The sequence below is a fragment of the Streptomyces sp. NPDC059851 genome, from assembly GCF_042732005.1.
In the GTDB taxonomy this organism is placed as follows: domain Bacteria; phylum Actinomycetota; class Actinomycetes; order Streptomycetales; family Streptomycetaceae; genus Streptomyces.
Genome location: NZ_JBHWJJ010000001.1, coordinates 26,645 through 52,637 on the forward strand (window position 1 = coordinate 26,645; position 25,993 = coordinate 52,637).

The window sequence follows — 25,993 nt, forward strand, 5'->3', positions numbered from 1 at the left end:
GAGGGCAAGCACACGTCAAGCCAGGTACCCGTTCCGTGACGACGGGGCCACCACGAGCCATTGTCCGAACGGCGACCTGTTCCGAGGCTGTAGCGTTCATCGGAGCACACGAAATGGACCTACCGCTCAGCGGCGGCCGAGAGAGACGACGGCGAGGACTCATGGCACCCGAACCCGAGGACAGCGGCGCCGGGATGGCCGACGATCCTGAGCATTGGGGCGCCAGCGGCCTGGTCGGCGACGGCCGCTACCGGCTCACCCACCGCCTGGGCCGCGGCGGCATGGCGGAGGTGTTCGCCGCCGAGGACGTCCGGCTGGGCCGGACCGTCGCCGTGAAGCTGCTCCGCGCCGACCTCGCCGAGGACCCGGTCTCGAAGGCCCGCTTCACGCGTGAGGCACAGTCGGTCGCCGGGCTGAACCACCACGCCGTCGTGGCCGTGTACGACTCGGGCGAGGACAAGGTCGGCCCGAACACCGTCCCCTACATCGTCATGGAGCTGGTCGAGGGCCGCACCATCCGCGACCTCCTCCTCAGTGCGGAGGCCCCCGGGCCAGACCAGGCCCTCATCATCGTCTCCGGTGTGCTGGAGGCGCTGGCCTATTCGCACCAGCACGGCATCGTGCACCGCGACATCAAACCGGCGAACGTCATCATCACCGACACCGGTGCCGTGAAGGTGATGGACTTCGGCATCGCCCGCGCCCTGCACGGCGCCCAGTCGACGATGACCCAGACCGGCATGGTCATGGGCACCCCGCAGTACCTGTCGCCCGAGCAGGCCCTCGGCAAGGCCGTGGACCACCGCTCCGACCTGTACGCCACCGGCTGCCTGCTGTACGAACTCCTCGCGCTGCGGCCCCCGTTCACGGGCGAGACCCCGCTGTCCGTGGTCTACCAGCACGTCCAGGACGCGCCGGTCCCGCCCTCGCAGCTGCCGGAGGGCCAGGACATCCCGCAGGAGCTCGACGGCCTGGTCATGCGCGCCCTCGCCAAGGACCCGGACGACCGGTTCCAGAGCGCCGAGGAGATGCGCGGGCTCGTCCAGTACGCCCTGCAGATGCTCCAGGACCAGGGGCCGAACACCGGCACCTGGAACACCGGCCCGGTCACCATGGCCCTGCCGCACGGGCGGGGCGGCGCCGCGCCGACCACCGCGATGCCCGTCGCGCAGGCCGGCGGCCCGCAGCCGTACGCCGCGCACTCCACGACCTCCCAGTTCCAGCAGCCCATGGTGCCGCCGCTGAACCCGGACGACGGCACGGCCTTCCCCGGCGGCTACGACGCGCACGGGCGCGTCCAGGGCCACGGTCAGGGCCGCGACCCGTACGACGGCTACGACGCTTACGACCGGTACGACGACCGCGGCAGCGGCCGCTGGAAGCTGTGGCTGTTCGCCGTCCTCGCGATCGTCGCGATCGCGGGCGGAGTGGCGTACGCCGTGACTTCGGTGGGCGGCAAGACCAAGGGCGGTGACAACGGTCCGGCGGTCGTCCAGAGTTCTTCCAGCGCCAAGCCGGGCGCCCCGTCCGCGTCGCAGAACGCGCCGTCGAACGACACGTCGAATTCCTCCCGGCCGTCGGACGACTTCACGCCGCCGCCGTCCCGGCACAAGAGCACGCCGAGCACCAGCCCCTCGCCGTCGCAGTCGCTCACCAGCCCGTCGCCCTCGGCGACGAAGTCGAGCGCGGCGCCGTCGAAGTCCGCGCCGTCGCCCGTGAAGAGCCCGTCCGTACCGGTGGAGCCGAATCCGTTGGAGGAAACGAACTGAGCCGCCGCGGAGCCGGACCGAATGGATCCGGTTCTGCGGGAATTGGACGCCCGTTACTCAGGCGCGCCGCTGGGCCTGAAGGCGGGCCACGTACGCGGCGGCCTGGGAGCGGCGCTCCATGCCCAGTTTGGACAGCAGGCTGGAGACGTAGTTCTTGATGGTCTTCTCGGCCAGGTGCAGCCGCTCGCCGATGGCGCGGTTGGTCAGGCCCTCGCCGATCAGGTCGAGGATCCTGCGCTCCTGCTCGGTCAGGTGGGCCAGGCGGTCGTCGCCCCGGCCGCCGCTGCCGTCGCGCAGCCGCTCCAGCACCCGGGCCGTGGCCACCGGGTCCAGCAGGGAATTGCCCGCCGCCACGTCCCGTACGGCGCCGAGCAGCTCATTGCCGCGGATGGCCTTGAGCACGTAGCCCGAGGCGCCGGCCATGATCGCGTCGAAGAGGGCCTCGTCGTCGGCGAACGAGGTCAGCATCAGGCATTTGATCCCCTCGTCCTGCGAGCGGACCTCACGGCAGACCTCCACTCCACTGCCGTCCGGCAGGCGCACGTCGAGGACGGCCACATCGGGGCGCGCGGCGGGGATGCGTACCAAGGCGTCCGCGGCGGTGCCGGCCTCTCCGACGATCTCGATGTCCTCTTCGACCGACAGGAGCTCATGGACTCCGCGCCGTACCACTTCGTGGTCGTCCAGGAGGAATACCTTGATTTTTCCGTCTTCGCGCACGAACTCAGTTTCACACACTCACCCCTTCCCTGAGGTCGTTACCCGGGATAACGTGCCGTTGTTCCGGCCCCTGCAAGGCTGTGACCAGTGCTTGTTCCCCGGCTCTGCGGATTTACTTGGAAATCCAAGCAAAAACGCAGGTCAAGTGGGGTTTCGCAGTTATGCGGCGCACTGGGTAACGTGATTGCGCAGGACTGTCGCCGGGGCACCTGTCACGCCTGAATCCCGTACACGGCCGCACCCACCCCGTGCGCGGGTACGGATCCAGGTGAGCCGCACTGGACCCCGGAGAACCCGGGAGCCGGACCGACGGAGGAGCAACACGTGACCGTGGAGAGCACTGCCGCGCGCAAGCCGCGACGCAGCAGCGGCACCAAGCGGGCGGCAGGCGCTGCGAGCGCCTCCAAGGCCCCCGCAGCGAAGCCCGCTGCCGCGCAGAACACCGAGCCCCAGCTCGTACAGCTGCTGACGCCGGAAGGGGACCGGGTGGAGACCGCGGAGAACGCGGAGTTCCTCTCCTACGTCTCCGACATCACCGTCGAGGACCTGCGCGGTCTGTACCGCGACATGGTCATGACGCGCCGCTTCGACGGCGAGGCGACCGCCCTGCAGCGCCAGGGCGAGCTGGGCCTGTGGGCCTCGCTGCTCGGCCAGGAGGCCGCCCAGATCGGCTCCGGCCGCGCGCTGCGCGACGACGACTACGTGTTCCCGACGTACCGCGAGCACGGTGTGGCCTGGTGCCGCGACGTCGACCCGACCAACCTGTTGGGCATGTTCCGCGGCGTGAACCACGGCGGCTGGGACCCGAACACCAACAACTTCCACCTCTACACGATCGTCATCGGCTCGCAGACGCTGCACGCGACCGGTTACGCGATGGGCGTGGCCAAGGACGGCGCCGACTCGGCGGTCATCGCCTACTTCGGCGACGGCGCGTCCAGCCAGGGCGACGTGAACGAGGCGTTCACCTTCTCCGCGGTCTACAACGCCCCCGTGGTGTTCTTCTGCCAGAACAACCAGTGGGCGATCTCCGAGCCCACCGAGAAGCAGACCCGCGTGCCGCTGTACCAGCGCGCGGCGGGCTTCGGCTTCCCCGGCGTCCGGGTCGACGGCAACGACGTCCTGGCCTGCCTGGCCGTGACCCGCTGGGCCCTGGAGCGGGCCCGGCAGGGCGAGGGCCCGACGCTGATCGAGGCCTTCACCTACCGCATGGGCGCCCACACCACCTCCGACGACCCGACCCGCTACCGGCGGGACGAGGAGCGGGCCGCCTGGGAGTCCAAGGACCCGATCGCGCGGCTCAAGGCCCACCTGCTGGCGACCGGTGGCGCCGACGAGGCCTTCTTCGAGGCGCTGGAGGTCGAGAGCGAGGCCCTCGGCAAGCGGGTCCGCGAGGCCGTGCGCAACATGCCCGACCCGGACACGATGGCGATCTTCGAGAACATCTACGCCGACGGGCACGCGCTGGTGGACGAGGAGCGCGCCCAGTTCGCCGCCTACCTCGCCTCGTTCGAGGAGGGCAACTGATCATGGCTGTCGAGAAGATGTCGATCGCGAAGGCGCTCAACGAGTCGCTGCGCAAGGCCCTGGAGACGGACCCCAAGGTCCTGATCATGGGCGAGGACGTCGGCAAGCTGGGCGGTGTCTTCCGGATCACCGACGGCCTGCAGAAGGACTTCGGCGAGGACCGGGTCATCGACACCCCGCTGGCCGAGTCCGGGATCGTCGGCACGGCCGTCGGCCTGGCCCTGCGCGGCTACCGGCCGGTGGTGGAGATCCAGTTCGACGGGTTCGTCTTCCCCGCGTACGACCAGATCGTCACGCAGCTCGCGAAGATGCACGCGCGCGCCCTGGGCAAGGTCAAGCTGCCGGTCGTCGTCCGCATCCCGTACGGCGGCGCCATCGGCGCGGTCGAGCACCACTCGGAGTCCCCGGAGGCCCTCTTCGCGCACGTCGCGGGCCTGAAGGTGGTCTCGCCGTCGACCGCGAGCGACGCCTACTGGATGCTCCAGCAGGCGATCCTCAGCGACGACCCGGTGATCTTCTTCGAGCCGAAGCGGCGCTACTGGGACAAGGGCGAGGTCGACACCGACGCCATCCCGACCGCGCTGCACACCTCGCGGGTCGTGCGCGAGGGCTCGGACCTCACCCTGGCGGCCTACGGCCCCATGGTGAAGGTGTGCCTGGAGGCGGCCGCTGCGGCGGCCGAGGAGGGCAAGTCGGTGGAGGTCCTCGACCTGCGCTCGATGTCCCCGGTCGACTTCGACGGCATCCAGGCCTCCGTCGAGAAGACCCGCCGGCTCGTGGTCGTCCACGAGGCCCCGGTGTTCCTGGGCGTGGGCTCCGAGATCGCCGCCCGCATCACGGAGCGGTGCTTCTACCACCTGGAGGCGCCGGTGCTGCGCGTGGGCGGTTACCACGCGCCGTATCCCCCGGCCCGCCTGGAGGAGGAATACCTGCCGGGTCTGGACAGGGTGCTCGACGCCGTCGACCGCTCGCTGGCGTACTGAGGAGAGCCCCCGTGACCATCCGCGAATTCAAGATGCCCGACGTGGGCGAGGGCCTCACCGAGGCCGAGATCCTCAAGTGGTACGTCCAGCCGGGTGACACCGTCACCGACGGCCAGGTCGTCTGCGAGGTCGAGACGGCCAAGGCGGCCGTGGAGCTGCCGATCCCGTTCGACGGCACCGTGCACGCGCTGCTGTTCGAGGAGGGCACCACGGTCGACGTCGGCCAGGTGATCATCTCCGTGCAGACCGGCGACGCGTCCGAGGCTCCGGCCGCGGCTGCCGCGGCTCCCGCCGCCGCCCCGGCCGAGGCCGAGGAAGCCGCGCCCGAGGGCCGCCAGCCCGTGCTGGTCGGCTACGGCGTCGCCCAGTCCTCCACGAAGCGCCGCCCGCGCAAGGCCGTCCCCGCCGCCGCTGCCGCGGCCCCGGTCGCCGCCCCGGCCCCCGTGGCCCCTGCCGCCCCGGCTCCGGTCGCCGCCCCGGCGCCCGTCCTCAACGGCAACGGGCACGCGCCCGCCGTCGGGGACCGGCCGCTGGCCAAGCCGCCGGTGCGCAAGCTCGCCAAGGACCTCGGCATCGACCTGGCCACCGTCATCCCCACCGGGGACGGCGGGATCGTGACCCGCGAGGACGTGCACGCCGCTGCCGCGGCCGCGCTCGCCCCGCAGGCCGCCGCCCCCGCCGCCGCCCCGGTCCAGGCTCCGGTCGAGGTGCCCGCCCAGGCCTCGGCGGCCGCCGCCGCGCCGGCCGAACCGGGTGCCCGGGAGACCCGTATCCCGGTCAAGGGCGTCCGCAAGATGACCGCCCAGGCCATGGTCGGCTCGGCGTTCACCGCGCCGCACGTCACCGAGTTCATCACCTTCGACATCACGAAGACGATGAAGCTGGTCCAGGACCTCAAGGCCGACCCCGACCTGGCCGGGCTGCGGATCAACCCGCTGCTGCTCATCGCCAAGGCGGTCCTGGTGGCCGTCCGCCGCAACCCGGACGTCAACGCGTCCTGGGACGAGGCGGCCCAGGAGATCGTGCTCAAGCACTACGTCAACCTGGGCATCGCGGCGGCCACCCCCCGCGGCCTGATCGTCCCGAACGTCAAGGACGCCCACGCCAAGACGCTGCCGGAGCTCTCCCGGGCCCTGTCCGAGCTGGTTGCCACGGCCCGTGACGGCAAGACCTCCCCGGCCGACATGCAGGGCGGCACCCTCACCATCACCAACGTCGGCGTCTTCGGCGTGGACACCGGTACGCCCATCCTGAACCCCGGCGAGTCCGCGATCCTCGCGGTCGGCGCGATCAAGCTCCAGCCGTGGGTCCACAAGGGCAAGGTGAAGCCGCGCCACGTCACGACCCTGGCGCTGTCCTTCGACCACCGTCTGATCGACGGCGAGCTCGGCTCCAAGTTCCTGGCCGACATCGCCGCCGTGCTGGAGGACCCGCGCCGTCTGGTCACCTGGCAGTAACGGGCAGCGGCAGCACCCGCCCGCACCACCGACCGATGGCCGGCCCCGCCGAGGGGGCCGGCCATCGGCCGTTGCCCATGGCCCCGGCCGGAAGCCCCGAAATCCCTGGCCACGGCCGCCACCACGTGTGATCATCCACGGATGATCTTCCGTGCTGCCACCGCAGACCCCGCCGATCTCGACCGCGCCGCGGCCCACCCCGCCGACGGCCCCCTCCCCGCCCTGCCGGCCGGAAGGGTCCGCGAAGAATTCGCCGCCCACCGGTTCCGCCCCGAGTGGACCTGGTTCGCCGAGGGCGCCGACGGCGAGGTCCTGGCCCGCGCCCTGTGGTGGGGCCGCGCCGACAGCGAGCGGCCCATCGCCCTGGACTGCCTCCAGGTCCGCTCCTCGGTCGCCGACCCGGCCGCCCTCGCAGCCGGACTGCTCGCCGCAGGGCACGAGGCCTTCGGCACCCTCCCCCTCTACAACCTCTCCCTGCCCGCGGACTGGCGCACCCGCCCCGATCTGGCGGAGGCGGTCGCCTGGCGGCGGGAAGCCGCGTACCGGACGGGCCTGACCCGCGAGATCGAGCGGCTGCGCTACGAGTGGACCCCAGCGGCCGGGACCGCCGCCCCGACCGGGCGGCTGGTCTTCCGGGAGGGCACCGACGAGGAGTTCCTCGACGCCTTCGTCCGGGTGTCCGCCGGCAGCCTCGACCTGGCCACGCAGAGCGAGCTGCGCACGAAGACCCCCGAGCAGCTGGCCCGCGAGGACATGGAGTTCTACTTGGACTGCCCCGGCGAGCGCTCCTGGTGGCGCCTCGCCGAGCTGCCGGACGGCACGGTCGCCGGCCTGGCCGTCCCGTCGGCGACCCCGTACCACCGCAACGTCGGCTACCTGGGCGTCGTGCCCGAGCAGCGCGGGCAGGGCCTGATCGACGAGGTCCTGGCCGAGATCACCCGCTTCCACGCCGCCGCGGGCGCCGACCGCATCACCGCGACGACGGACACCGTCAACGCCCCCATGGCCGCCGCTTTCGCCCGCGGGGGCTACGAGGTCTCCGAGATCCGCCTGGTCCTGGAGGCCCCCGAGCACGGCTGACCCGGGCGGGGCGCCGAGGCCCCGCTCGCCCGGGCCGCCCCCGGACCGCCCGGCGGTCCGGGGGCGGCGTCGTCGAGGTTCGAGCGGCGCTCGCAGACCCGGCGGATCTCCTCCGCCAAGGTGACGACCGTGCCGTCCAAGGTGTTGTCGTCGGGCCGGGCGTAGCGGTCGGCGGGCACCCCGGCGGCCTGGAACCGGGCGCCTGACCCGAGAGCAGTGGTACGCCCGTCTTGGTGGAGCCGGGCAGGAGCGCATGATGCTCTGGCAGGTACGCGCCGCCCAGTATGGCGGCCCGCACCGTGTCCCCCTCCTGCGGGGTGCGCTTCTTCGGGGCGGAGGGCCGTGCGGCCAGGACTCCGGCCAACAGGTCGGCGCCGCTTCACCGACCGCCTGGCCCCGGCCGGCCTGCACCCGCCGGCGTGGCCGGGGCGAGCACTTCGCCGGTCTCCTCGTCCGCCCCCGACCGGACAAGGGCGCGGGCGCGGGCGGTACGGGCCGTCCCGCCCTCACCAGGGGCAGCTTCCGGCTCACCGCCCCCTCCGTCTCGCGCTCGTGGTGCTGTCATCCGACCAACCACACCGCCACGAAAGCGGCGCGCATGCGGTCCACGAACGCGCGAACGGCACCGGCAGTAGACGCACGGCATGACACCGACGTATGACACCTCACTATGGATCCCGAAGGAACACGTGAGTCCGGGACTGAAGGGGGCGTGCCGGGTGCCCATTGCCGAGTTGCAGGTCTACTCCGTCGAGGATGCCGATGCCGCGGGCGGGCTGTGCGCCGTCCGGTGCATCGGGGGCGTCGCCCGGACCGGCCAGGTGTACGCCGCCGGGGACGCACGCCTCGGGCTGCGGCACGTCGAGCGGCGCGGGCACCGGGTGACCTCCCTCCGCGCGGGCCAGGCGGCACGGGTCCGCCTCACGGGCGCCATGACCCCGCTGCTGACCCGCGGTCAGGTGCTGACCGCGGTGCCGCCAGGGGGCCACGCGCTGGCCGACCTGGAGGCCTGGCTGGCCACCGAGCCGCCGCTGGCCGACGAGCCGCATCCGCTGACCCTGCGCTCCCACGGCGTGTCCGGGATGCAGGACGACGCCCTGCCCGACGGGATGCGGCTGCGCTGGGGCCGGGTGGCGGTGGTCGCGGTGGACCGGACGGCCGCGTGGGCGGGCTGGCACCCGCTGGACCATGCGATCGACCGGGCCGGCGTCCGGGCCTACCTCATCGGGGAGTTCGGCCCCGGGCCCGGCCGCGGCGGCGACCCCGAGGGGCTGTGCCGCGAACTGCTTACCCTGATCGACCTGACCCCGGCCCAGGCAGCCGCGGAGGGGTTGGCCTGGCGCGAGCTGCCCCGCCGCCGCATCCGCCACTTGCGCCGCATCAAGCTCCTGCTGAACAGCATGGCCCTGGTCCGGCCCCACCTCGGCGGGGCCCCGGACACCGCCCGGGCCGTGGACGCGTGGGCGGGGGTCAGGGCGGTGCTGCCCTGAACCTCCGTCAGAGTGCCGCCCACGGCGCGGCGGTGGCCCGGGTGCGGCATCATGGCGTGGTCCGCGAACGGGGGAAGCGGGGGAAGCGGGGAAGCGCGTGTCGCTGCACGACGGGCCGGAGGCCGGCGGCCGGACGGTGATCGCCGGGCGCTACCGGCTGCACGAGAAGCTGGGCCGCGGCGGCATGGGCGTCGTGTGGCGGGCCACCGACGAACTGCTCGGGCGCTCCGTCGCGGTCAAGGCGCTGTCCCTCGACGCGGGGGCCGATCCGGCGGGTGCGCTGCGCGAGGCGCGCGCCGTGGCGCAGATCCGACACCCGCACGTGATCGTGGTGCACGACGTGGTCGAGCACGAGGGGCAGCCCGTCATCGTGATGGAGCTGGTCGACGGCGGGTCGCTCGCCGACCGGCTGGCCGCCCCCGGCGGGACGTTCTCCCCGCGGGAGGCCGCCGGGGTGGGGCTCGCCCTGCTCGACGCGCTGTCCGCCGGGCACGTGCACGGAGTGCTGCACCGCGACGTGAAGCCGGCGAACGTCCTGCTGGAGGCGGGTACGGGCCGGGTGGTGCTGACCGACTTCGGCATCGCGAGCCTCCCCGGGACGACGACGATCAGCGGGACCGGGGTGTTCGCGGGGACCCCCGAGTACTCGGCGCCGGAGCGGATGCAGGGTGGACCCGGCGGCCCGGCGTCGGACCTGTGGTCGCTGGGCGCCCTGCTGTGCGCGGTGGTGGCGGGGGAGTCGCCGTTCCGCCGGGATTCGCTCGGCGCCGTCCTGCACGCCGTCGTCTACGAGGAGATCCGGCCGACGGACCGGTTGGGGCCGCTCCTGCCGGTGGTGCGCGGCCTGCTGGAGCGGGACCCGGAGCGGCGGCTCGGGGCCGCGGAGGCGCGACGGCTGCTGGCCGCGTGCGCGGAGCGCGGACCGTCCGCTGCGGGGGCCGCGTACACGCCCACGGAGCAGGTGGACCGGGCGCCGGCCCCCGAGGGCGAACGCGCGGCCGGGGTGGTGGAGCAGCACCTCGACCGGGAGGCCCCCACGGGCCGGGACGGCCGGCCTCGGCTGCGGGGTGCGCGGGCGGCGCTGGTCGTGGCCGGGGCCGCCGCGGCCTGTGCCGGCGCGGTGACGGCGGTGACGCTGCTCGACGGCCGGACGTCGAAGGGTCCGGTCGACGGGGCGGGGCGGGCACCGGCGGCCCCCGCCCCGTCGGGGCCCGCGGCCCCGTCGACGGCGTCGCCCGCGCCGTCCTCCTCGCCCACGGACCTGCCGCCGTCGCCCGGGGCGTCGGTGTCGGTTCCGGTGCCGGTGCCTTCCACGCCGCCGCAGGCCGGGGGCGTGCCGGCCGGTTACACGAAGGTCGAGGACGTGCGTGGGTTCGGCCTGTACGTGCCCCGGGGGGCGAACCGTTCGACGGACGGCGAGCGGACCTTCTACATCACGGCGGACGGAGCCGTCCGGGTCGGCATCAAGTTCGGGTCGGTCCCGCCCGGCGGGGCGATGGGTTCGATGATCGCCGCCGACGAGCGGGGGCCGGTCAACAACAAGGGGTACCGCGAGAACCGGGTCACGGCGACCACGCACCGCGGGTTCCCGGCCGCTTTCTGGGAGTTCACCTGGGACGGATTCAGCACCGCGGAGGGCGCCCGGCACACGTACGACCTCGCCTGGGAGCAGGACGGGAGGCTGTACGACGTGTGGGTGTCCGCCCCGGTCGGCCGCTCCCGGGAGGCCCGCGGCATCTTCGACACGGCCGTGGCCTCCTTCGCCGCGTCCGGCCGCTGACGGGCCGGACGGCGGCGCAGGCCGGCCCGGCCGGCTATCCCGCCTTGGCGGCGTTGCCGAGGACCTTGGTCGGGGTGATGCGCACGACGACGCGCACGTCCTCCGCCGGCGCCTCCAGGTACTCCTTGCTCCCACCCGGGCCGAGGTACTCCTCCGCGATGCGGGCGGCGACCGCCCGGCCGGCGTCCTCGGTGACGGTGGCGGTGCCGCGGATCTCCACGTACAGGTAGGGGTTGGCCAGGTCGAACACGGTCAGGCCGACGCGCGGGTCGCGGACGATGTTCCGCTCCTTGCGCCGCCCCTGCTCGGTGGAGACCAGCAGCTCGCCGCCGTCGCGGGAGACCCACACCACCGAACTCTGCGGGCTGCCGTCGGGGTTGAGCGTGGACAGGACAGCCGGGTGCGGGGCGTCGAGCAGGCTGCGTACGGTGTCGTTCAGCTCAATCGTCATGCCGGCGAGGCTAATGGCGGTACGGAAGGCCCGTACAGCGATTCCCGCCGACTCCCGGTGGTCGGTAACCGCGGCAGGTACGGCTATGCCGGGGCCGTGGTTCCCATGAGGTCCACCAGGGCGGAGAGGCTGTCCGTGGCGTGGCCGGCGTCCATGCCGCGGCGGACGAGGGCGGCGACCGCGGCCGGGAGGGTGGTGTCGACGCCCGCGGCGGAGTTGGTGTGCAGGACGTGCTCGACGCTGGCCATCGCCATGGCCAGGCGGTCCACGTCGCCGTCGTGTCGGCCGGCGTCGATGCGTTCGGCGTAGAAGGCGAAGAAGCCGGGGAGCGAGTTCGCGGTCTCGGTCGCGTGCTCCAGGACGTCGGCCGCGGTCAGGCCGTTGGCGCGGGCGAGGGCGACCGCCTGCCAGTAGCTCAGCATGGAGGTCCAGAACATGACCATGCCGATCTGGTAGAGCAGCGCGGCGGTTCCCGGGTCCTCGCCCCGGTAGTCGGTCCGGCCGGTGACGACCTCCAGCAGCGGCCGGTGTGCCTCGAACACCTCCCGGGGGCCGCTGTAGAAGGTGGACGACGCGGGCTGTCCGACCCCGGAGGGCGGCACGGTGACGCCCCCGGTCAGCTGCACGGCGCCCCGTTCGGCGGCCCAGCGGGCGGCGGCGCGCGCCTGCTCGGGGGTGTCGGAGCTGAGGTTGACCAGGACCCGGCCGTCGAGCGAGGCGGCCGCCGGTTCCAGGACCTCGTACATCGCCGCGTAGTCGGTGAGGCTGAGCACCACCACCTCGTTCGCGGCGAGGGCCTCCCCCACCCCCGCGGCGAACCGGGCGCCGCGGGCGACGAGGTCGTCGGCGCGCGAGGCGGTGCGGTTCCACAGGGTCACCTCGTACCCGCGGTCGAGGAAGGCCGCTGCCATGGCCCGGCCCATCGGGCCCAGCCCGATGACGGTGACCGACGGTGCCTGCGGCCGTCCGGTGTCGTTGCTGCGCATGAGAAACCACCCCTCATTGAATTACTAGAACGAGCGCTCTATCTAGAGCTCGGACGGAAACGTAGCACAGCTCTAGAACGAGCGCTCTACTCAATTCCGCGGGTACGGTGATCCCATGCAGAACACCACCCGGGAGCGGATCGTCGTCGCCGCCGCGCGCCTGCTGCAGCGGCAGGGCTACGTCGGCACGGGCATCAAGCAGATCGCCACGGAAGCGGAGGCCACCCTCGGCTCCGTCTACCACTTCTTCCCCGGCGGCAAGGAGGCCGTCGCCGTGGCGGCGATCCAGCACGGCGGCCGGGAGTTCGCCACGCTGCTGCGCGAGGCGCTGGACAGCACCGCGGACCCGGCGGAGGCGGTGACCGCCTGCACCGGGCGCCTCGCCGTGGAACTCCGGGCCTCCGGCTGGACCGACGGCTGCCCCGTCACGGCCGCGGCCCTGGAGACCCTCGGCGCCGACTCCGCCATCCAGCAGGCGTGCGCCGAGGCGCTGCACGGCTGGGAGCAGCTGGTCTCCGACAAGCTCCTCGCCGCCGGCTTCGGCCCGGCGGACGCCCGGGACCTGGCGACCACCGTCATCAGCACCCTGGAGGGCGCCGAGGTCACGGCCCAGGTCAACCGCAGCGAGGAGCCCCTGCACGCGGCGGGCCGCCAACTGGCCCGGCTGGTGCGCTCGTACGCGTACCGGGAGGCCTCCCCGGCCTGAGAGCGGGAGCCGGCGCGCACCGCCTGCCGGCGGCTCCGTCACGAGAGGCGGTGCCGCCCCCGCCTCGGTAGCGTGGGAAGTGGACCCGTTGCGTCTCACCCTCCGCTCAAGGAGCGCTGCACGCATGTCCACACCACCGCCGCCACCGCCGCCCCCGCCGTCGTCCCCCGAGCCGAACCCGAACCCGCAGTGGGGACCCCAGGGGCAACAAGGACAGCAGGGACAGCAGGGACAGCAGGGGTCCCAGGGGTCCCAGGGGTCCCACGGATTCCAGGGAACCCGGGGCGGTCCCGTCCCCCCGTACGGCACCCCGCAGGACTGGTCCGCTCACCCCCCGCCGCCGGCCCGGAAGACCAACGTGCTGGCCGTCGTGGCGTTCGTCCTGTCGCTCCTGTGCGTGCTGCCGCTGGTGCCGCTGGTCCTCGGCGTCGTCGCCCTCGGGCAGATCCGCGAGCGCGGTGAGCAGGGCCGGGGCCTCGCCGTCGCGGCCATCGCCCTCAACTGCGTGACCCTCGTGCTGTACGGCCTCGCGGCCTTCGGGGCACTGGACGACCCTCCGCAGCGCGACAGCAGCGGCGAGGTCACCGGGCCGGGCACCAGCGAGGTGGAGGACATCCGCAAGGGGGACTGCTTCACCACGGACGACGACCTGAGGGCGTACGAGGACGAGGGCGGCGCCCCGGCCGCCCCCTCCGTGCGCAACGTACCCTGCGCCCAGCCCCACGAGGGTGAGGTGTACGCCGTCTTCACGTTGGAGGACGGTCCGTTCCCGGGCACGGAGAAGGTCACCGCGATGGCCGCGCAGAAGTGCTCCGATGCGGCCCTCGCCGACTACACGGGCAGCGCGGCGCAGCTCCCGCAGCAGCTGAACAGCTACTTCTACGTTCCGGTGTCCGGAACGTGGGACCTCGGCGACCGCAAGGTCACCTGCTTCCTCGGCGACCCCACCGGCAAGATCACCGGCTCGGTCCGCGCCCCCGGCTCCTGAGCCGGCCCCCGGTCCGGTCGCCGGGCCCGGAAGTTACCGGTCCGCCCCGTTCCAGGGGATGTTGAGCCACGGGCTGCCCGGGTCGGTGGTCAGGGCCTGGTGGACGGCGGCCATGTCCGTGTACCAGTGCCCGTACTCCTCCTCGTCGAACTGGAGGCAGCGGCCCAGGACGAAGCCCGCCGAGAAGTCCTCCCAGGAGCGGTACGCGAGCCGGCACATGCGGCCGGCGCGGACGACGGCGTTCTCTGCCTCCTCGACCGTGCCGAAGCGGGCGCCGAGGCCCCAGCGGGCCATCTGGGAGGCCCGCCCGTAGTCCCAGGCCTCGACGGAGCGGACGTACTTGCCCTCGCCGAGGATCCCGTCGGCGCGGAAGCGCTGCTCGTAGCGGGTGATCCGGCCGATGACCCGCTGCACGCCCGCGACCTCCCCCTCGATCTCCGCGGCCGAGCGGGGCCGGGCGGTGGTGACGCCGTCGGGGGTGATGCGGGGTTCGGCGGCGCGTTCGGCGTTGGCGCGGAGGGTGGCCTCGGTGGCGTGCCGCCAGTGCTCGATGTCGACGGGCCCGGCGAACTCCTTGGCGAGGGCGACGCGGACCCGCAGGGTGAACTCCCACACCGAGCTGACCGTGTCGGCGGCCAGCAGTTGCTCGGTGGCGGCGAGCCACTGTTCGCGGGTGGTGACCCCCCACCAGTCCTTGAGCTTCTCGCGTTCCTTGAGGTAGCCCTCGCCGTGGTAGCCGAGGGCGTTCCAGAAGTGGCCGTTGCGTACGGCCAGGTGCGCGCCGCAGGCGAGCCCGAAGGCCACCGGTCCGTGCAGGGGGCCGCCGACGTGCAGCGCGTGGACGGTGTTCTCCTTCAGTCCGTACTCGGTGGCCCGGTTCCAGTGGAACTTCCACACCTCGCGGTCGGCGGGGGAGGACGGGAGGAAGGCCTCGCACGGGCTGTCCGGGTTGATGGCGAGGTACGGGGGGTCGCCGGGGTCGATGCGGTGTGCGAACCAGCTGAGGCTGTGGCGGGAGAACACCTGGTCGGGGGTGGGGGCGGGGAGCATGCCGGCCGTGTACGCGACGTAGCAGGGGGCGGCGCCGGCCTGCGGGAAGCGGACGGGTCGGAGGTACACGGCCTGGGGGTGCTGGTCCAGGTGGGCGCGGGACTGCGGGACGAACAGCTCGGCGCGGGCGAGCGCGTCGAAGTAGGCGGGCCAGTCGTCGGCGGCCTTGGCCTCGTACAGCTGTCGTTCGATGATGCTCGGCGCGATCCAGGTGCCCATGTGGGAGAACCCTAACGGGGGCCCGTGCCGCCCGCGGGCCGCGGGACCAACACCGGAGGGGACCCTTCCGATCGAGCTGCGGAAGGGGCCGCGCGGGGTGGTCCCGCCACCGTCTGTGTGCTCGGCGGTGGTGGCCGGGTCACCATCACGGGATGCATAAGGCCTGGTGGGGCGCCCGGGGCCAGTGGTCCGGTCCGCCCGCGGCCCGCTCCGCCGAGCACGCGCGCGGCCTCTGTCCTGGCCAAGGGCCTGCGCTGCGTTCCGGTCGGTGGTCACACGGCCCGTCCGGTCCGTTCGGCGTGATGGTCCGCCCTGCACGTGCGGCCGAATGTGTGTGACGGCTCCACCTGGTTCTCGCACTCCCCCCAGCCCCAGGGTTGAAGCGCTGAGGAGGAAGCCGGGGGAAGGGATGGATGCATCATGAGCGCACCAAGTCTCGAACGACTGGAGACGCTGAGCAGCCGGTTCGTGCCGGACCTGGTCGTCGACGAGCTCTGCGCCGAACTGTTCGCCTCACTGCCGCGCAGTGACCAGCGCCGCAAGGGCGAGGTGTACCTGCGGGGGCTGCTCAAGGCCGAGGGCCGCAAGTCGATACGGAACATCGCGGCCCATGTCGGCGACCGGGCGGCCGAGCAGAGCCTCCACCACTTCGTCGTGTCCTCCACCTGGGACTGGGGCCCCGTACGGGCCGCTCTCGCCCGGTACGTCGAACGCGCCCTGCGGCCCCGTGCGTGGGTGGTCCAGCCGGTGGTCATCTCCAAGGCGGGGACCGAATCGGTCGGCGTCGCACGCCGGTTCGTGCCGGAGCGCGGGCAGATGGTCAACAGTCAGGTGGCGTTCGGCGTGTGGTCCGTCGCGGAGGAGCAGAGCTGCCCCGTCAACTGGCGGCTCGCGCTCACGCAGAAGTGGCGCGACAGCGTCGGCCCGCTGTCGCCGAACGTGCACCGGTCGGAGCTGGCGACGAGCCCGCTGGAGTGCGCCGCCGGGGCCGTGGAGGAACTGCGCGACTGGGTCGGGCAGCCGCACCGGCCCGTGGTGTTCGACCTGCCCGATGTCGATCCGGCCGCGGTGGCCCGTCGCTTCGGCCCGGTCGGCACGCACTTCGTGGCGACGGCCCGCGGCTCGATGCGGGTACGGTGCGCCGACCCGGTGCTGCCCACCACCGGGAACCGCGAACTGGCGGCGCACCAGCTCCTCCTGATGGCCCGCACGCTGCGTCGGCCGGTGACCTGGCAGGACCCGGTGACCCTCCAGCCGTGCACCTCGTTGGTCGTCGGGGTCCGGGTGGAGCTGCCGCAGGCGCCGGCCCCCGTGCTGCTGTTCGGCGAGTGGACCGACCCGCGGGGCTGGCCCGAGCGGTGCTGGGTCAGCGATATGACACAGGCCCCTCCCGGGGCGCTGCTGCGGCTGGCGAAGCGCGCCCGGTTCGTCGAGCACGACTTCGCGACGGTCTCGCAGAAGGTGGGGATGACCGACTTCGGCGGAAGGTCCTTCGGCGGCTGGCACCGGCACACCACTTTGGCGTCGGCGGCGCACGCGGTGCGGATGCTCACCGAGCGCAGGGGCGGCGAACGATAGCCGCGCCGCGCCGCACGACAGTGGACGACGCGTCACAAACAAGCAGGCGAGCAGCAGTTGGCCGCTGTTGTTACTGTTCGCACAGTCCGCGGGCCCGGTGGCGTGAACCGGATCCCGTTGTGCATCTGCAGACAGGAACGTGCATGAAGAAGTCCTTCTCCGCGCTGACCGTGGCCGGTATAGCCGCCGCTTCGCTGGTCACGACGGCCCCCTCGGCATCTGCCGCCGGCTGCGTCTCGACCTGGCTCAAGACCCCCGGAACGAGCACGGTCGGCGCCATGGTCGGCGTCAAGGCCGACTCGCCGTGCCGGGACCTCAACGTGTCCTGGTCCTACAGCCCCCACGGGGCCTACTCCGGCTACTACGGCATGTACCGCAAGGCGGGGACGACGGGTTGGATCGGCGGCTCGCGCGGCTACGTCCAGATGAACAACGGCTACCACGACATCAACGACTCCTACTACGCGTTGGTCACCGACCTGACGCCGGGCCGGGAGTTCACCGTGCTCAGCCGCAACTGGGGCGAAGAGGTCACGATCGTCCACTGACCCGCCCCCGTGCCTGCCGGGCGGCCCGTCCGGCAGGCACGGCCGGGAATCCCGACCCCCTCGTCATCGGAGGTAGGCGGTCATGCCCCGCCCCGCCCGGCGCGCTCGCCGGCCCCGCCGCCAGGCCGTCCTCGCGGTACTCCTCACGGGTACGGCCCTGGCCCTGTCGTCCGCCTGCTCGGCCCCCGAGCGCCCGGCGGCCGCTGCTGCCCCGGAGGGTGCCCCAGCGTCCGGTCCCGCCGTGCCGGTGTCGTACGGCGTGCCGCAGGACACCACGGCCATGGTGCTGCCCGCGAGCGGCAAGGACACCCGGCTCACGCAGGGCCTCGACGGCTTCGCCAACCTGGCCCGGACCGAGGCGACACGGGTCTGCCTGGCGGCGGCGCACGCACGGGCGCCCGCAGCACCGCCGGCCATGTTCATCCGGCTGTTCGAGATCCCGGACCTGGAGACGGTCGCCCGCAACGGCTTCGCAGCGGCTCCCGTCCCCTCCCCCGGCGCTGCTCCGGCCTCCGCCGGTGCCGCTCCGGACGCCGCGCTGACGGACCGCTGCGGGCGGGAGGGCGCTGCTGCTGCCGCCGAGGTCCAGTCCGTCTACGGCCCCTTGCAGTCGCTCTGGCTGACCGGGCTCGCGCAGCTGGAACGGGAGGAATCCGTCGTGGCCGCCCGCAAGGGCCTCGCAGCGTGCCTGGCGGGCAAGGGAGTGCGGGCGGCCGACGAGAACCAGTTCTTCGACCATGTCGACAGGACGCTCCAAACGGTCGACGGCCAGGAGGCCATGAGGGCCGAGGACCGCCGGCTCGGAGCGGTGTACGCGGCGTGCATGGAGCCCGTCGAGGCGGTGCGCGAACCCCTGCGCACCAAGCTGCGCGAACGGTTCGCAGCCGACCACCAGGCCGACCTCGCGCAGATCCGGGCCACCCTCCCCCAGCGCATCGCGGTTGTGGAGCAGCGGCGCGGGATCCGCTTCTCCGTCCCCGCCCCCGGCTGAGTCGCGGTACCGGCCGCTCGCCGCCGCCGTTCCGGCCGCCTCACGGGGCGGGGGAACGGCGGCGCCGGTTCAGCCGATCACGTGGCGGGGGGCGGCGGTGCGGCGGCCCTGGCTGAGGGCCCGACGGGTCCGCTGGAGCTGGAGGGCGAGCTGCACCTGGAGGGCCTGGGTGGGCTTCTGCCAGTCCTCGCCGAGTATCTCGGTGATCCGCTCCAGCCTGCGGGAGACCGTGTTGGGGTGGACGTGCAGGGACTCGGCGGCCCGGGAAGGGCTGTTGGCGGAGGCGAAGTACGCCTCCATCGTGCGGATCAGCTCGGTGTACTGCTGGTCGTCGTAGTCGAGGACCGGGCCGATGGTGTCGTTGATGAACCGGTCGATGTTCGGCTTCTCGGAGAGCAGGACGCCGAGGAACCCCAGCTCCTCGGGGGAGGCGGTGCTCCCGGCACCGGTCAGCGCGGCCACCGCGTCCAGGCAGCGGCGGGCCTCCTGGTGCATGCGGGCGACGTCGGACGGGTTGTCGACGGGCCCGGCCGAGCCGGCCGTGACGGGCCGCCCGAGCACCTCGGTGAGCTCCTTGGACGCCGCCCGGGCGATGGCACCGGCCTCGGTGCCGGGGAGGAGCAGCACCACGCCGTCGCCGTCGACGCTCTTGAGGCCGTGGTGGCGGTTGGCGTACGAGGCGGCCCAGGCGGCGACCCGGCCCTGGACCCCGCCCTCGGGGCGGGCGATGACGATGACGTGGGGCTCGTCGAGGTTGAGGGCGAGCCGGCGGCTCTGTTCCGCGATCTGCACCGGGGACAGGGACGTGCCGCGCAGCAGGTCCTGGAAGAACTCGTCCCGCATGTGGCCCTCGGCGGCGGCCATGCCCTGCTCCATCAGCAGGACCACCGCCGTCACCTGGGCGGTGAGGGCCAGGAGCTGGACCTGGAGGTAGCCGGCGGGCTCCTCGGTGGTGAGGATGAGGGTGCCCAGCATCTCGTCACCGGCGGCGATCGAGGCGACCCACACCCCGTCGGAGGTGCTGCGGGGCTGGCGGTCGGTGTGGGCGTCGAGCAGGACGGTGCGGATCTCCGCCTCGTTCAGCTGCGGGGGCTCGCCGACGGGGCACGCGAGGGTCCGGCCGGCGGCGTCGCGGACGACGAGGGTGCCTTCGAGGCCCTTGACCGCCTCGGCGGCCAGGCTGCCGAGCCCCACGCCCTGCAGGACGAGGTCGAGGAGGCGGCCGTGGGTCTCCCGCAGCTGGCGGGCCGTGGTGGAGGAGTCCAGGGCGCGCGAGGTGTCCTGCTCCAGTTCCTCTACCTCGTACCGGGTCTGCTCCAGCAGGCGGGCCTTCTCGATTGCAACGGTTGCGAGGTCGGCGAGCGAGCTCATCAGCGAGACCTCGTCCGGGGTGAAGTGCCGGACGTGGCGGTCGGCGACGTACAGGGCGCCGAGGCTGGCGCCGGCGTGCCGCAGCGGGACGGCCATGACGGCGTGCAGCCCCTCGGCCTGCACCACCTCGTCGATGACCGGGCTGTGGGTGAAGCTCGCGTCGTTCATGTAGTCGGCCGACCAGAAGGGGGCCGAGCCCTCGGCGGCGCGCCGGCCGACACCGCCGCCGGTGAGGGGGATGGCGAACCCGATGGTCAGGGCGGAGGCGTGGCCGTCGGCCGAGCGCACCCGGGAGCAGCCCTCCTCCAGGTCGTCGAAGCTCACCCAGGCCATGTCGAGGCCGAGCAGGAGCCGGGCCCGGCGGGTGATGACCTTCAGCAGTTCGTCCAGGTCGTAGGGAAGGGTGAGGTCGCGGGCGGTGTCGACGAGGGCGGCGAGGCCGGCCTCGCGCTGTTGGCGGCGTACGAAGAGGGCCCGGATGCCGAGGCTCTGGTCGCGGGCCCTGGTGAGCTGGGCGAGTTCTTCTCCGGACAGGCCTGACTCGCGCGCTTTGCGGACCACCTCGTCGAAGGCGGCTGCGGGCGCCTCTCTGTTCAGCAGTTCCAGCATTTCGTAAGCGTGGTCGACCACGACTTTCCCCCCGACCCCCATTTGAGCCGTTCACGATTGCACGAAGTTGGGTGCAAGCAATCTCATGGCCCGCCAGAAAGTATCTCTTGGGGCAAGAACCGGTCAAGAATCACTGGGAACCCGGTCCAGGTCAGACGCCCCGAGGGTGGCCCGATCACCACACCTCCCGAGGGATGCTGTCATGTGGGCACCTTCTGGTCGAGGTCTCCTCAAGGGCAGGCTGATCACCGAGCGCACCGGTGGCGTCACCACCGCCGGAGCGCCCTCAGCCACGGTGCTTCCCTGAGGAGTTCGCATGAACCAGCTGACCCAGCTGTCTCAGCTCCAGAGCTACGAGCGGTCGCTGCTGCGCAGCAGGCTGTCCCTGACCAGGGTGGACCGCCCGCGGGTGTTCACCCTGGCGGGCCGCGAATGGGACCTGTTCGACGAGGTCTTCGCGCCGGTGTACTCCCCCTCCACGACGGTGGCCCTGGAGCTCCTCGGCCTCAACGAGGTTGACGGAAAGGCCCGTTCGGGTTCGTTCCTGGAGATCGGGTGCGGCACCGGAGTGATCGCCGTCACCGCCGCCCTGGCCGGATACGACCGGGTCGTCGCGGCCGACATCAGCCCCTCGGCCGTGGAGAACGCCGCGGTCAACGCGGAGCGGCACGGTGTGACGGACCGTCTCCAGGCCTTCCACAGCGACCTGTTCTCGGGCCTGCGTGAGAAGGAACGTTTCGACACGGTCTTCTGGAGCTCCAACTACGTGATGGGGCCCGAGACCTACGAGTACAAATCCGTGCACGAGCGGGCCTATGTGGACACCGGCTACCAGGCGCACCGCCGCTTCCTGGAGCAGTCCGTGCACTGGACGACCCCCGGGGGTCGGGTCCTGCTCCACTTCAGCGACCGCGGCGACGCGGAGGCGCTGTACCGGATCGCCGACGCCTGCGGGCGCGAACTGGAAACGGTGGCCAGCCGGCGGGTGCGCGAGGGGGAGTACGGAGAAGACATGGTCGAGCACATGCTGATCGAAATCAGGCCAGTCTCGGCTTGATTTGAACGGGGGGATATTTCGTCGTGCGTACGCTACTTGTCGACAATTACGACTCGTTTACGTATAACCTCTTCCACTATCTGGCCGAGGTGAATGGCCGGGAGCCCGAGGTCGTCCGTAATGACGACCCGAACTGGAAGATCGCACAACTCTCGGCGTTCGACAACGTCGTCGTCTCACCCGGTCCCGGAACCCCGCGCCGGTCCGCCGACTTCGGCATCTGCACCGAGATCATCGAACGCTCCGACCTGCCCCTCCTCGGCATCTGCCTCGGCCACCAGGGGATCGGCCACGTGCACGGCGCCACCGTCGACCGCGCCCCGGAGCCCCGGCACGGCCGCACCTCGCCGGTCCTGCACGAGGGGACGGAGCTGTTCGCCGGGCTGCCCTCACCGCTGGAGGTGGTCCGCTACCACTCGCTCACCGTGACGGACCTGCCCGACGGGCTGGAGGCCACCGCCTGGACCCCGGACGGCGTCCTGATGGGCCTGCGGCACCGCACCCGGCCGCAGTGGGGGATGCAGTTCCACCCCGAGTCGATTTGCAGTCAGTACGGAATCCAGCTGCTTGCAAACTTCGCGGACCTGACCCGCGCCCACCTGGCCGGGCAGCACGCCGCCCGCCGCCGGCCGCCTGCCGCCCCGAAGCCCGCGCCCACCGCCCACCCGACGCCCGCCCAGGACGCGCCCGCCACCGAGGCGGACCCGGTGCGCCGGCTCCGGCTCGTCGCCCGCACCCTGCCCACCCGCTGGGACGCCGAGACCGTCTACGACCAGCTGTTCCGCGGCAACGACCACGCCTACTGGCTGGACAGCAGCCTGCCCGGCGCCGACCGGGGCCGGTTCTCCGTCATGGGCGACGCCACCGGCCCGCTGGCCAGGGTCGCCTCGGCCGACGTGTGGAGCAAGGTCGTCACCGTCGACTCGGCGGACGGCGGCAGCGAGCTCGTCGCCGCCCCCTTCCTGGAGTGGATCGACCGCGACCTGCGCTCCCTGCGCACCGAGCTCCCCGAGGAGCCCGCCCTCCCCTTCGACTTCACCCTCGGCTGGGTCGGCTACCTCGGCTACGAGCTCAAGGCCGAGTGCGGGGGCGACCTCGTGCACCGCTCGCCCGTCGCCGACGCCACGATGGTCTTCGCCGACCGGGCCCTGGTCCTCGACCACGCCGAGCGGACCACCTACCTGCTCGCCCTCGTCGAGGACGACGCGCAGGCGCCCGCCCCCGCACCGGCCGCCGCCCCCGCATCCGCCGCCGCGGCCGACGCCTGGCTGGCCGGCACCGCCGAGCGCCTGGCCCGCCTCGCCGGGTTCAAGCTGCCCGCCCCGCGCCCGCAGGAGGGCGGCGGCGAGATCCGGCTGCGCCACGACCGCGGCGCCTACCTGGACCTGATCGACAGCTGCCTGGAGGAGATCGCCGCCGGAGAGACGTACGAGGTCTGCCTCACCAACATGGCCGAGGTCGAGACCGCCCTGGACCCCTGGGCGGCGTACCGCACCCTGCGCCGCAGCAGTCCCGCGCCCTTCGCCGCCCTCCTCCAGTTCGGCGGACTCAACGTGCTCAGCACCTCGCCGGAGCGGTTCCTGCGCGTCTCCCCGGACGGCTTGATCGAGTCCTCGCCGATCAAGGGCACCCGGCCGCGCGGCGCCACCGCCGAGGAGGACGCGGCCCTCGTGGAGGACCTGAGGAGCGACGAGAAGGACCGCTCCGAAAACCTCATGATCGTCGACCTCGTCCGCAACGACCTCGGCCGCTGCGCGGTCTCCGGCACCGTCGAGGCCGAAGAACTGTTCCGGGTCGAGAGCTACGCCACCGTCCACCAACTCGTGAGCACCGTACGGGCCCGCCTGCGCCCGGAGCTGTCCGCCGTGGACTGCGTCCGCGCCGCCTTCCCCGGCGGCTCGATGACCGGCGCCCCGAAGATCCGCACCATGCAGATCATCGACCGGCTCGAAGCGGGCCCGCGCGGGGTCTACTCCGGCGCCATCGGCTACTTCTCGCTCTCCGGCGCCGCGGACCTGAGCATCGTGATCCGCACCGCCGCCGTCACCGCCGACCGCGTCACCTACGGCGTGGGCGGGGCCGTGGTCGCCCTGTCCGACCCGGACGCCGAGTACGAGGAGACCGCCGTCAAGGCAGCTCCGCTGCTGGCGCTGACGCGAACCCGGTTCCCGGATCGGAGGCCGGCACGGATTCCGTCCTGACCGGCCGGCCGTGCTGGAGGCGCGCGAGCTCCGCAGCCTCCAGCACGGCCGCGACCTCACCGGTGCGCACCCCCCGCCGCTCCAGCGCGCGCAGCGCGCACGCCGCCTCGGCATCGGCGTTCAGCAGGGTGTCACCGGTCAGCGCCGGTTCCCGGGCGGCGGCCTCCAGCATCGTGACGGACAACGCGAGCGCCGTGTTCCAGCCGACCAGGGCGCCCACCCCGCCGTCCGCTCCGGGGCCCCACAGCAGCCGCGGCTGGAGCGCCCCGTTGGCCCGCAGCACTTTCCACCAGTCCCCGGACAGCCGCTCCTCGCGCAGCCGGTACATCCGCCGGGCCACCGCCAGGCCCGCGGCGCCGCGCACCTCGTCGTCCGCGGCCACCCCCAGCCGGTCCAACCGGGCGGCGACCTCGCGGTCGAACAGGCCCACCGGGAACGAGGCCACCATCGGGGCGCCGCCCAGCGGCCGGCCCGAGGCGAGGGCCCGCTCCAGCCCGGCCACGTACGCGTCGAGGACCTCGGCGTACCGCTCGTCCGAGAACACCAGCGCGGCGTGCACCCCGACCCCGTCGGCGAGGCAGTCCGCCAGCGCCTCGACCCCCGCCGGGGTCATGGGCATGCGGATGAGCGCATTGGGCCGCCCCACCGCACCGTGCAGGGCGCGGGCCGCCGCGGCCAGTGCCCGCGCGTCATGGGCCCAGCGGGGCGGCAGGGGTACGGAGACGTGGCCCACCGTGCCCTTGCTTCCCTCGAACAGGGGCATCAGGAGATCACAGGCACCCCGCACCGTGGCCGGCGTACCGCCGTCCGGCACGAGGGCGTTGTGGAAGTGGCCGCCCAGTGTCGGATACCGGGCCCCGGTGGCGAACTCGGCGGGATCCCGCGCGCTCAGCCACGGGGACACACCCTCCGACACCAGCTGCTTCAGCAGCGATCCAGCTCCTTGACTCACCACGCTCCGCACCTTAGAACGTCCCTACATATCCCGGAAACAATGCGGTGATGGTGTGTCAAGTGCGCGCCTCCGAACGCCCCGCCGGGAGTGCGGACCATAAATGGTTTCCCACCCGTCGCCGTTGTACCGGCGGCGGATGCGTCAGGTTTATTTCGGAATCCTCCATTCGACCTGACCGAAAATACGCCACCTGACGGAGTGAGAAATGTCTGGTGGTTCGCGCGATTCTCCGATTCAGAGACTGCTCGCTGCATCTGATGTCACGGCAGGTACGTACAGCACTGGGAGGTGCCGCATGCACGGTGTTGCACGCTGGAAAAGATTGCCCGCGGGCCAGCAACCCGTATGGCCGGATGAAGAAGCCCTGGCGAGCGCCAGGGCCGAACTCGCGGGAGCCCCCGCGCTGGTACGCCGTGAGGACGTCGACCACCTGCGGACCCTGCTCGCCGCGGCGGCGCGGGGCGAGCTGCACATCATCCAGGGCGGCGACTGCGCCGAGGACCCCGCCGAGTGCACCCCCGGCTACGTGGCCCGCAAGGCGGCGCTCCTGGACGTCCTGGCCGGTGTCATGAAGGCCCGCTCGCTCAAGCCCGTCCTCCGCGTGGGCCGGCTCGCCGGGCAGTTCGGCAAGCCCCGCTCCAGCCCGACCGAGACCGTGGCCGGCGTGGAGCTCCCGGTCTACCGGGGCCACATGGTCAACAGCCCGGAGCCCGACCCCGAGCTGCGCCGCCCCGACCCGCAGCGCCTGGTCACCGGCTACAAGGCGGCCGCCGGCGCCATGACCGCCCTCGGCTGGCACGCCGAAGGCCGCCCCTCCCCGGCCGAGGCCCCGGTGTGGACCAGCCACGAGGCCCTGCTCCTCGACTACGAGGGCCCGATGCTGCGCACCCAGGCCGACGGCTCCGTACTGCTCACCTCGACCCACTGGCCTTGGATGGGCGAGCGCACCCGTCAGCTCGACGGCGCCCACGTGGAGCTGTTCGCGACCATCGCCAACCCGGTCGCCACCAAGGTCGGCCCGACCATGACCCCGGACGGACTCGTCGAGCTGTGCGGCAGGCTCGACCCGCAGCGGGAGCCCGGCCGGCTCACGCTCATATCCCGGATGGGCCAGGGCAAGGCCGCCGAGAAGCTGCCCGCGCTGGTCCGCGCGGTCCGCGGGGCCGGCCATCCGGTGCTGTGGATGTGCGACCCGATGCACGGAAACACCGTCACCGCGCCCGGCGGCATCAAGACACGTTATGTCGAAACCGTCGTGCGCGAGGTCGAGGAATTCCAGAGGGCCGTCGTGGAAAACGGCGGAGTCGCGGCCGGACTCCACCTGGAGACGACCCCCGACCAGGTGCACGAATGTGTCACCGACGAATACCACATCGACGAGCTCGGCGAGAAGTACACCTCGTTCTGCGACCCGCGCCTCAATTCCGACCAGGCAATCGAAGTCGCCTCGGCATGGCGCGGCTGAGGCCGAAAACCA

21 protein-coding genes are annotated in these 25,993 nt (G+C 72.7%); 15 read left to right on the forward strand and 6 right to left on the reverse strand.

Annotated elements, in window-relative coordinates:
• Positions 1-161 precede the first annotated feature (161 nt).
• The gene (locus tag ACFV7Q_RS00120) at positions 162-1,769 is read left to right on the forward strand and encodes a protein kinase (protein ID WP_385421756.1); all 1,608 of its coding nucleotides are present in this window, start codon (positions 162-164) and stop codon (positions 1,767-1,769) included.
• A 57-nt stretch (positions 1,770-1,826) separates the two neighbouring features.
• Here the strand turns inward: ACFV7Q_RS00120 and ACFV7Q_RS00125 are convergent, their stop codons facing one another.
• Complete coding sequence (locus tag ACFV7Q_RS00125) at positions 1,827-2,489, reverse strand: response regulator (RefSeq protein ID WP_385421759.1); 663 nt, start codon at positions 2,487-2,489, stop codon at positions 1,827-1,829.
• A 324-nt stretch (positions 2,490-2,813) separates the two neighbouring features.
• Here ACFV7Q_RS00125 and pdhA point away from each other — a divergent pair, with 324 nt between their 5' ends.
• The 6 genes from pdhA (at position 2,814) to ACFV7Q_RS00155 (ending at position 10,806) form a co-directional block, all read left to right on the forward strand.
• Positions 2,814-4,016: a pyruvate dehydrogenase (acetyl-transferring) E1 component subunit alpha gene (gene pdhA, locus ACFV7Q_RS00130; protein WP_385421762.1), complete on the forward strand. Its 1,203-nt coding sequence runs from the start codon at positions 2,814-2,816 to the stop codon at positions 4,014-4,016.
• Positions 4,017-4,018: 2 nt separating this feature from the next.
• Entirely contained in the window at positions 4,019-4,999 is a 981-nt protein-coding gene (locus ACFV7Q_RS00135) for an alpha-ketoacid dehydrogenase subunit beta (RefSeq protein ID WP_385421764.1), read from the forward strand.
• Between the two features lie 32 nt (positions 5,000-5,031).
• Entirely contained in the window at positions 5,032-6,456 is a 1,425-nt protein-coding gene (locus ACFV7Q_RS00140; protein ID WP_385422013.1) for a dihydrolipoamide acetyltransferase family protein, read from the forward strand.
• 141 nt (positions 6,457-6,597) lie between these two features.
• Entirely contained in the window at positions 6,598-7,536 is a 939-nt protein-coding gene (locus tag ACFV7Q_RS00145; protein WP_385421767.1) for a GNAT family N-acetyltransferase, read from the forward strand.
• A gap of 719 nt (positions 7,537-8,255) precedes the next feature.
• Positions 8,256-9,026, forward strand: coding sequence for a hypothetical protein (locus tag ACFV7Q_RS00150; protein WP_385421770.1), 771 nt, complete (start codon positions 8,256-8,258; stop codon positions 9,024-9,026).
• A 184-nt stretch (positions 9,027-9,210) separates the two neighbouring features.
• On the forward strand, positions 9,211-10,806 hold the full coding sequence (locus tag ACFV7Q_RS00155; RefSeq protein WP_385422016.1) for a serine/threonine-protein kinase: 1,596 nt from the start codon (positions 9,211-9,213) through the stop codon (positions 10,804-10,806).
• 34 nt (positions 10,807-10,840) lie between these two features.
• Here the strand turns inward: ACFV7Q_RS00155 and ACFV7Q_RS00160 are convergent, their stop codons facing one another.
• Both ACFV7Q_RS00160 and ACFV7Q_RS00165 read right to left on the reverse strand, forming a co-directional pair.
• A complete protein-coding gene (locus ACFV7Q_RS00160) occupies positions 10,841-11,257 on the reverse strand; it encodes a PPOX class F420-dependent oxidoreductase (protein ID WP_385421773.1) in 417 nt (138 codons plus the stop codon).
• Between the two features lie 83 nt (positions 11,258-11,340).
• Positions 11,341-12,243, reverse strand: coding sequence for an NAD(P)-dependent oxidoreductase (locus tag ACFV7Q_RS00165; protein ID WP_385421776.1), 903 nt, complete (start codon positions 12,241-12,243; stop codon positions 11,341-11,343).
• A gap of 115 nt (positions 12,244-12,358) precedes the next feature.
• Between ACFV7Q_RS00165 and ACFV7Q_RS00170 the strand changes: the two genes are divergently transcribed.
• Together ACFV7Q_RS00170 and ACFV7Q_RS00175 are read left to right on the forward strand one after the other, a co-directional pair.
• On the forward strand, positions 12,359-12,949 hold the full coding sequence (locus tag ACFV7Q_RS00170) for a TetR/AcrR family transcriptional regulator (protein WP_385421780.1): 591 nt from the start codon (positions 12,359-12,361) through the stop codon (positions 12,947-12,949).
• A 124-nt stretch (positions 12,950-13,073) separates the two neighbouring features.
• Positions 13,074-13,937: a DUF4190 domain-containing protein gene (locus tag ACFV7Q_RS00175; protein ID WP_385421782.1), complete on the forward strand. Its 864-nt coding sequence runs from the start codon at positions 13,074-13,076 to the stop codon at positions 13,935-13,937.
• A 33-nt stretch (positions 13,938-13,970) separates the two neighbouring features.
• Here the strand turns inward: ACFV7Q_RS00175 and ACFV7Q_RS00180 are convergent, their stop codons facing one another.
• Positions 13,971-15,206 carry a DUF1266 domain-containing protein gene (locus tag ACFV7Q_RS00180; protein ID WP_385421785.1) on the reverse strand — a complete coding sequence of 412 codons (1,236 nt, stop codon included), beginning with the start codon at positions 15,204-15,206 and terminating at the stop codon, positions 13,971-13,973.
• Positions 15,207-15,626: 420 nt separating this feature from the next.
• On the opposite strand from ACFV7Q_RS00180, the gene ACFV7Q_RS00185 reads away from it, so the two are divergent.
• The 3 genes from ACFV7Q_RS00185 (at position 15,627) to ACFV7Q_RS00195 (ending at position 18,323) form a co-directional block, all read left to right on the forward strand.
• The gene (locus tag ACFV7Q_RS00185) at positions 15,627-16,784 is read left to right on the forward strand and encodes an IS701 family transposase (protein ID WP_385421788.1); all 1,158 of its coding nucleotides are present in this window, start codon (positions 15,627-15,629) and stop codon (positions 16,782-16,784) included.
• A gap of 143 nt (positions 16,785-16,927) precedes the next feature.
• On the forward strand, positions 16,928-17,332 hold the full coding sequence (locus ACFV7Q_RS00190; RefSeq protein ID WP_385421790.1) for a hypothetical protein: 405 nt from the start codon (positions 16,928-16,930) through the stop codon (positions 17,330-17,332).
• An 82-nt stretch (positions 17,333-17,414) separates the two neighbouring features.
• A complete protein-coding gene (locus ACFV7Q_RS00195; RefSeq protein WP_385421793.1) occupies positions 17,415-18,323 on the forward strand; it encodes a hypothetical protein in 909 nt (302 codons plus the stop codon).
• A 69-nt stretch (positions 18,324-18,392) separates the two neighbouring features.
• Here ACFV7Q_RS00195 and ACFV7Q_RS00200 read toward each other — a convergent pair whose 3' ends face one another.
• Entirely contained in the window at positions 18,393-20,303 is a 1,911-nt protein-coding gene (locus tag ACFV7Q_RS00200; protein ID WP_385421795.1) for a helix-turn-helix domain-containing protein, read from the reverse strand.
• A 316-nt stretch (positions 20,304-20,619) separates the two neighbouring features.
• Between ACFV7Q_RS00200 and ACFV7Q_RS00205 the strand changes: the two genes are divergently transcribed.
• Both ACFV7Q_RS00205 and pabB read left to right on the forward strand, forming a co-directional pair.
• Positions 20,620-21,360 carry a 50S ribosomal protein L11 methyltransferase gene (locus ACFV7Q_RS00205; protein ID WP_385421798.1) on the forward strand — a complete coding sequence of 247 codons (741 nt, stop codon included), beginning with the start codon at positions 20,620-20,622 and terminating at the stop codon, positions 21,358-21,360.
• Positions 21,361-21,383: 23 nt separating this feature from the next.
• Positions 21,384-23,561 (forward strand): aminodeoxychorismate synthase component I, encoded by a 2,178-nt coding sequence (gene pabB / locus ACFV7Q_RS00210; protein WP_385421800.1) that lies wholly within the window; start codon positions 21,384-21,386, stop codon positions 23,559-23,561.
• Here pabB and ACFV7Q_RS00215 read toward each other — a convergent pair.
• Entirely contained in the window at positions 23,488-24,513 is a 1,026-nt protein-coding gene (locus ACFV7Q_RS00215; RefSeq protein WP_385421803.1) for a transaldolase family protein, read from the reverse strand. The two genes, pabB and ACFV7Q_RS00215, sit on opposite strands and share 74 nt — an antisense overlap.
• A gap of 298 nt (positions 24,514-24,811) precedes the next feature.
• Here ACFV7Q_RS00215 and ACFV7Q_RS00220 point away from each other — a divergent pair, with 298 nt between their 5' ends.
• Complete coding sequence (locus ACFV7Q_RS00220; protein ID WP_385421806.1) at positions 24,812-25,981, forward strand: 3-deoxy-7-phosphoheptulonate synthase; 1,170 nt, start codon at positions 24,812-24,814, stop codon at positions 25,979-25,981.
• Positions 25,982-25,993 lie beyond the last annotated feature (12 nt).

What these genes read in the sequence shown, in the direction of transcription:
- ACFV7Q_RS00120 (WP_385421756.1), top strand. Translation starts at nt 162, where the DNA reads ATGGCACCCGAACCCGAGGACAGCGGCGCCGGGATGGCCGACGATCCT.
- ACFV7Q_RS00135 (WP_385421764.1), top strand. Translation starts at nt 4,019, where the DNA reads ATGGCTGTCGAGAAGATGTCGATCGCGAAGGCGCTCAACGAGTCGCTG.
- ACFV7Q_RS00140 (WP_385422013.1), top strand. Translation starts at nt 5,032, where the DNA reads ATGCCCGACGTGGGCGAGGGCCTCACCGAGGCCGAGATCCTCAAGTGG.
- ACFV7Q_RS00145 (WP_385421767.1), top strand. Translation starts at nt 6,598, where the DNA reads ATGATCTTCCGTGCTGCCACCGCAGACCCCGCCGATCTCGACCGCGCC.
- ACFV7Q_RS00155 (WP_385422016.1), top strand. Translation starts at nt 9,211, where the DNA reads ATGGGCGTCGTGTGGCGGGCCACCGACGAACTGCTCGGGCGCTCCGTC.
- ACFV7Q_RS00160 (WP_385421773.1), bottom strand. Translation starts at nt 11,257, where the DNA reads ATGACGATTGAGCTGAACGACACCGTACGCAGCCTGCTCGACGCCCCG.
- ACFV7Q_RS00165 (WP_385421776.1), bottom strand. Translation starts at nt 12,243, where the DNA reads ATGCGCAGCAACGACACCGGACGGCCGCAGGCACCGTCGGTCACCGTC.
- ACFV7Q_RS00170 (WP_385421780.1), top strand. Translation starts at nt 12,359, where the DNA reads ATGCAGAACACCACCCGGGAGCGGATCGTCGTCGCCGCCGCGCGCCTG.
- ACFV7Q_RS00175 (WP_385421782.1), top strand. Translation starts at nt 13,074, where the DNA reads ATGTCCACACCACCGCCGCCACCGCCGCCCCCGCCGTCGTCCCCCGAG.
- ACFV7Q_RS00180 (WP_385421785.1), bottom strand. Translation starts at nt 15,206, where the DNA reads ATGGGCACCTGGATCGCGCCGAGCATCATCGAACGACAGCTGTACGAG.
- ACFV7Q_RS00185 (WP_385421788.1), top strand. Translation starts at nt 15,627, where the DNA reads ATGAGCGCACCAAGTCTCGAACGACTGGAGACGCTGAGCAGCCGGTTC.
- ACFV7Q_RS00190 (WP_385421790.1), top strand. Translation starts at nt 16,928, where the DNA reads ATGAAGAAGTCCTTCTCCGCGCTGACCGTGGCCGGTATAGCCGCCGCT.
- ACFV7Q_RS00195 (WP_385421793.1), top strand. Translation starts at nt 17,415, where the DNA reads ATGCCCCGCCCCGCCCGGCGCGCTCGCCGGCCCCGCCGCCAGGCCGTC.
- ACFV7Q_RS00200 (WP_385421795.1), bottom strand. Translation starts at nt 20,303, where the DNA reads ATGCTGGAACTGCTGAACAGAGAGGCGCCCGCAGCCGCCTTCGACGAG.
- ACFV7Q_RS00205 (WP_385421798.1), top strand. Translation starts at nt 20,620, where the DNA reads ATGAACCAGCTGACCCAGCTGTCTCAGCTCCAGAGCTACGAGCGGTCG.
- ACFV7Q_RS00220 (WP_385421806.1), top strand. Translation starts at nt 24,812, where the DNA reads ATGCACGGTGTTGCACGCTGGAAAAGATTGCCCGCGGGCCAGCAACCC.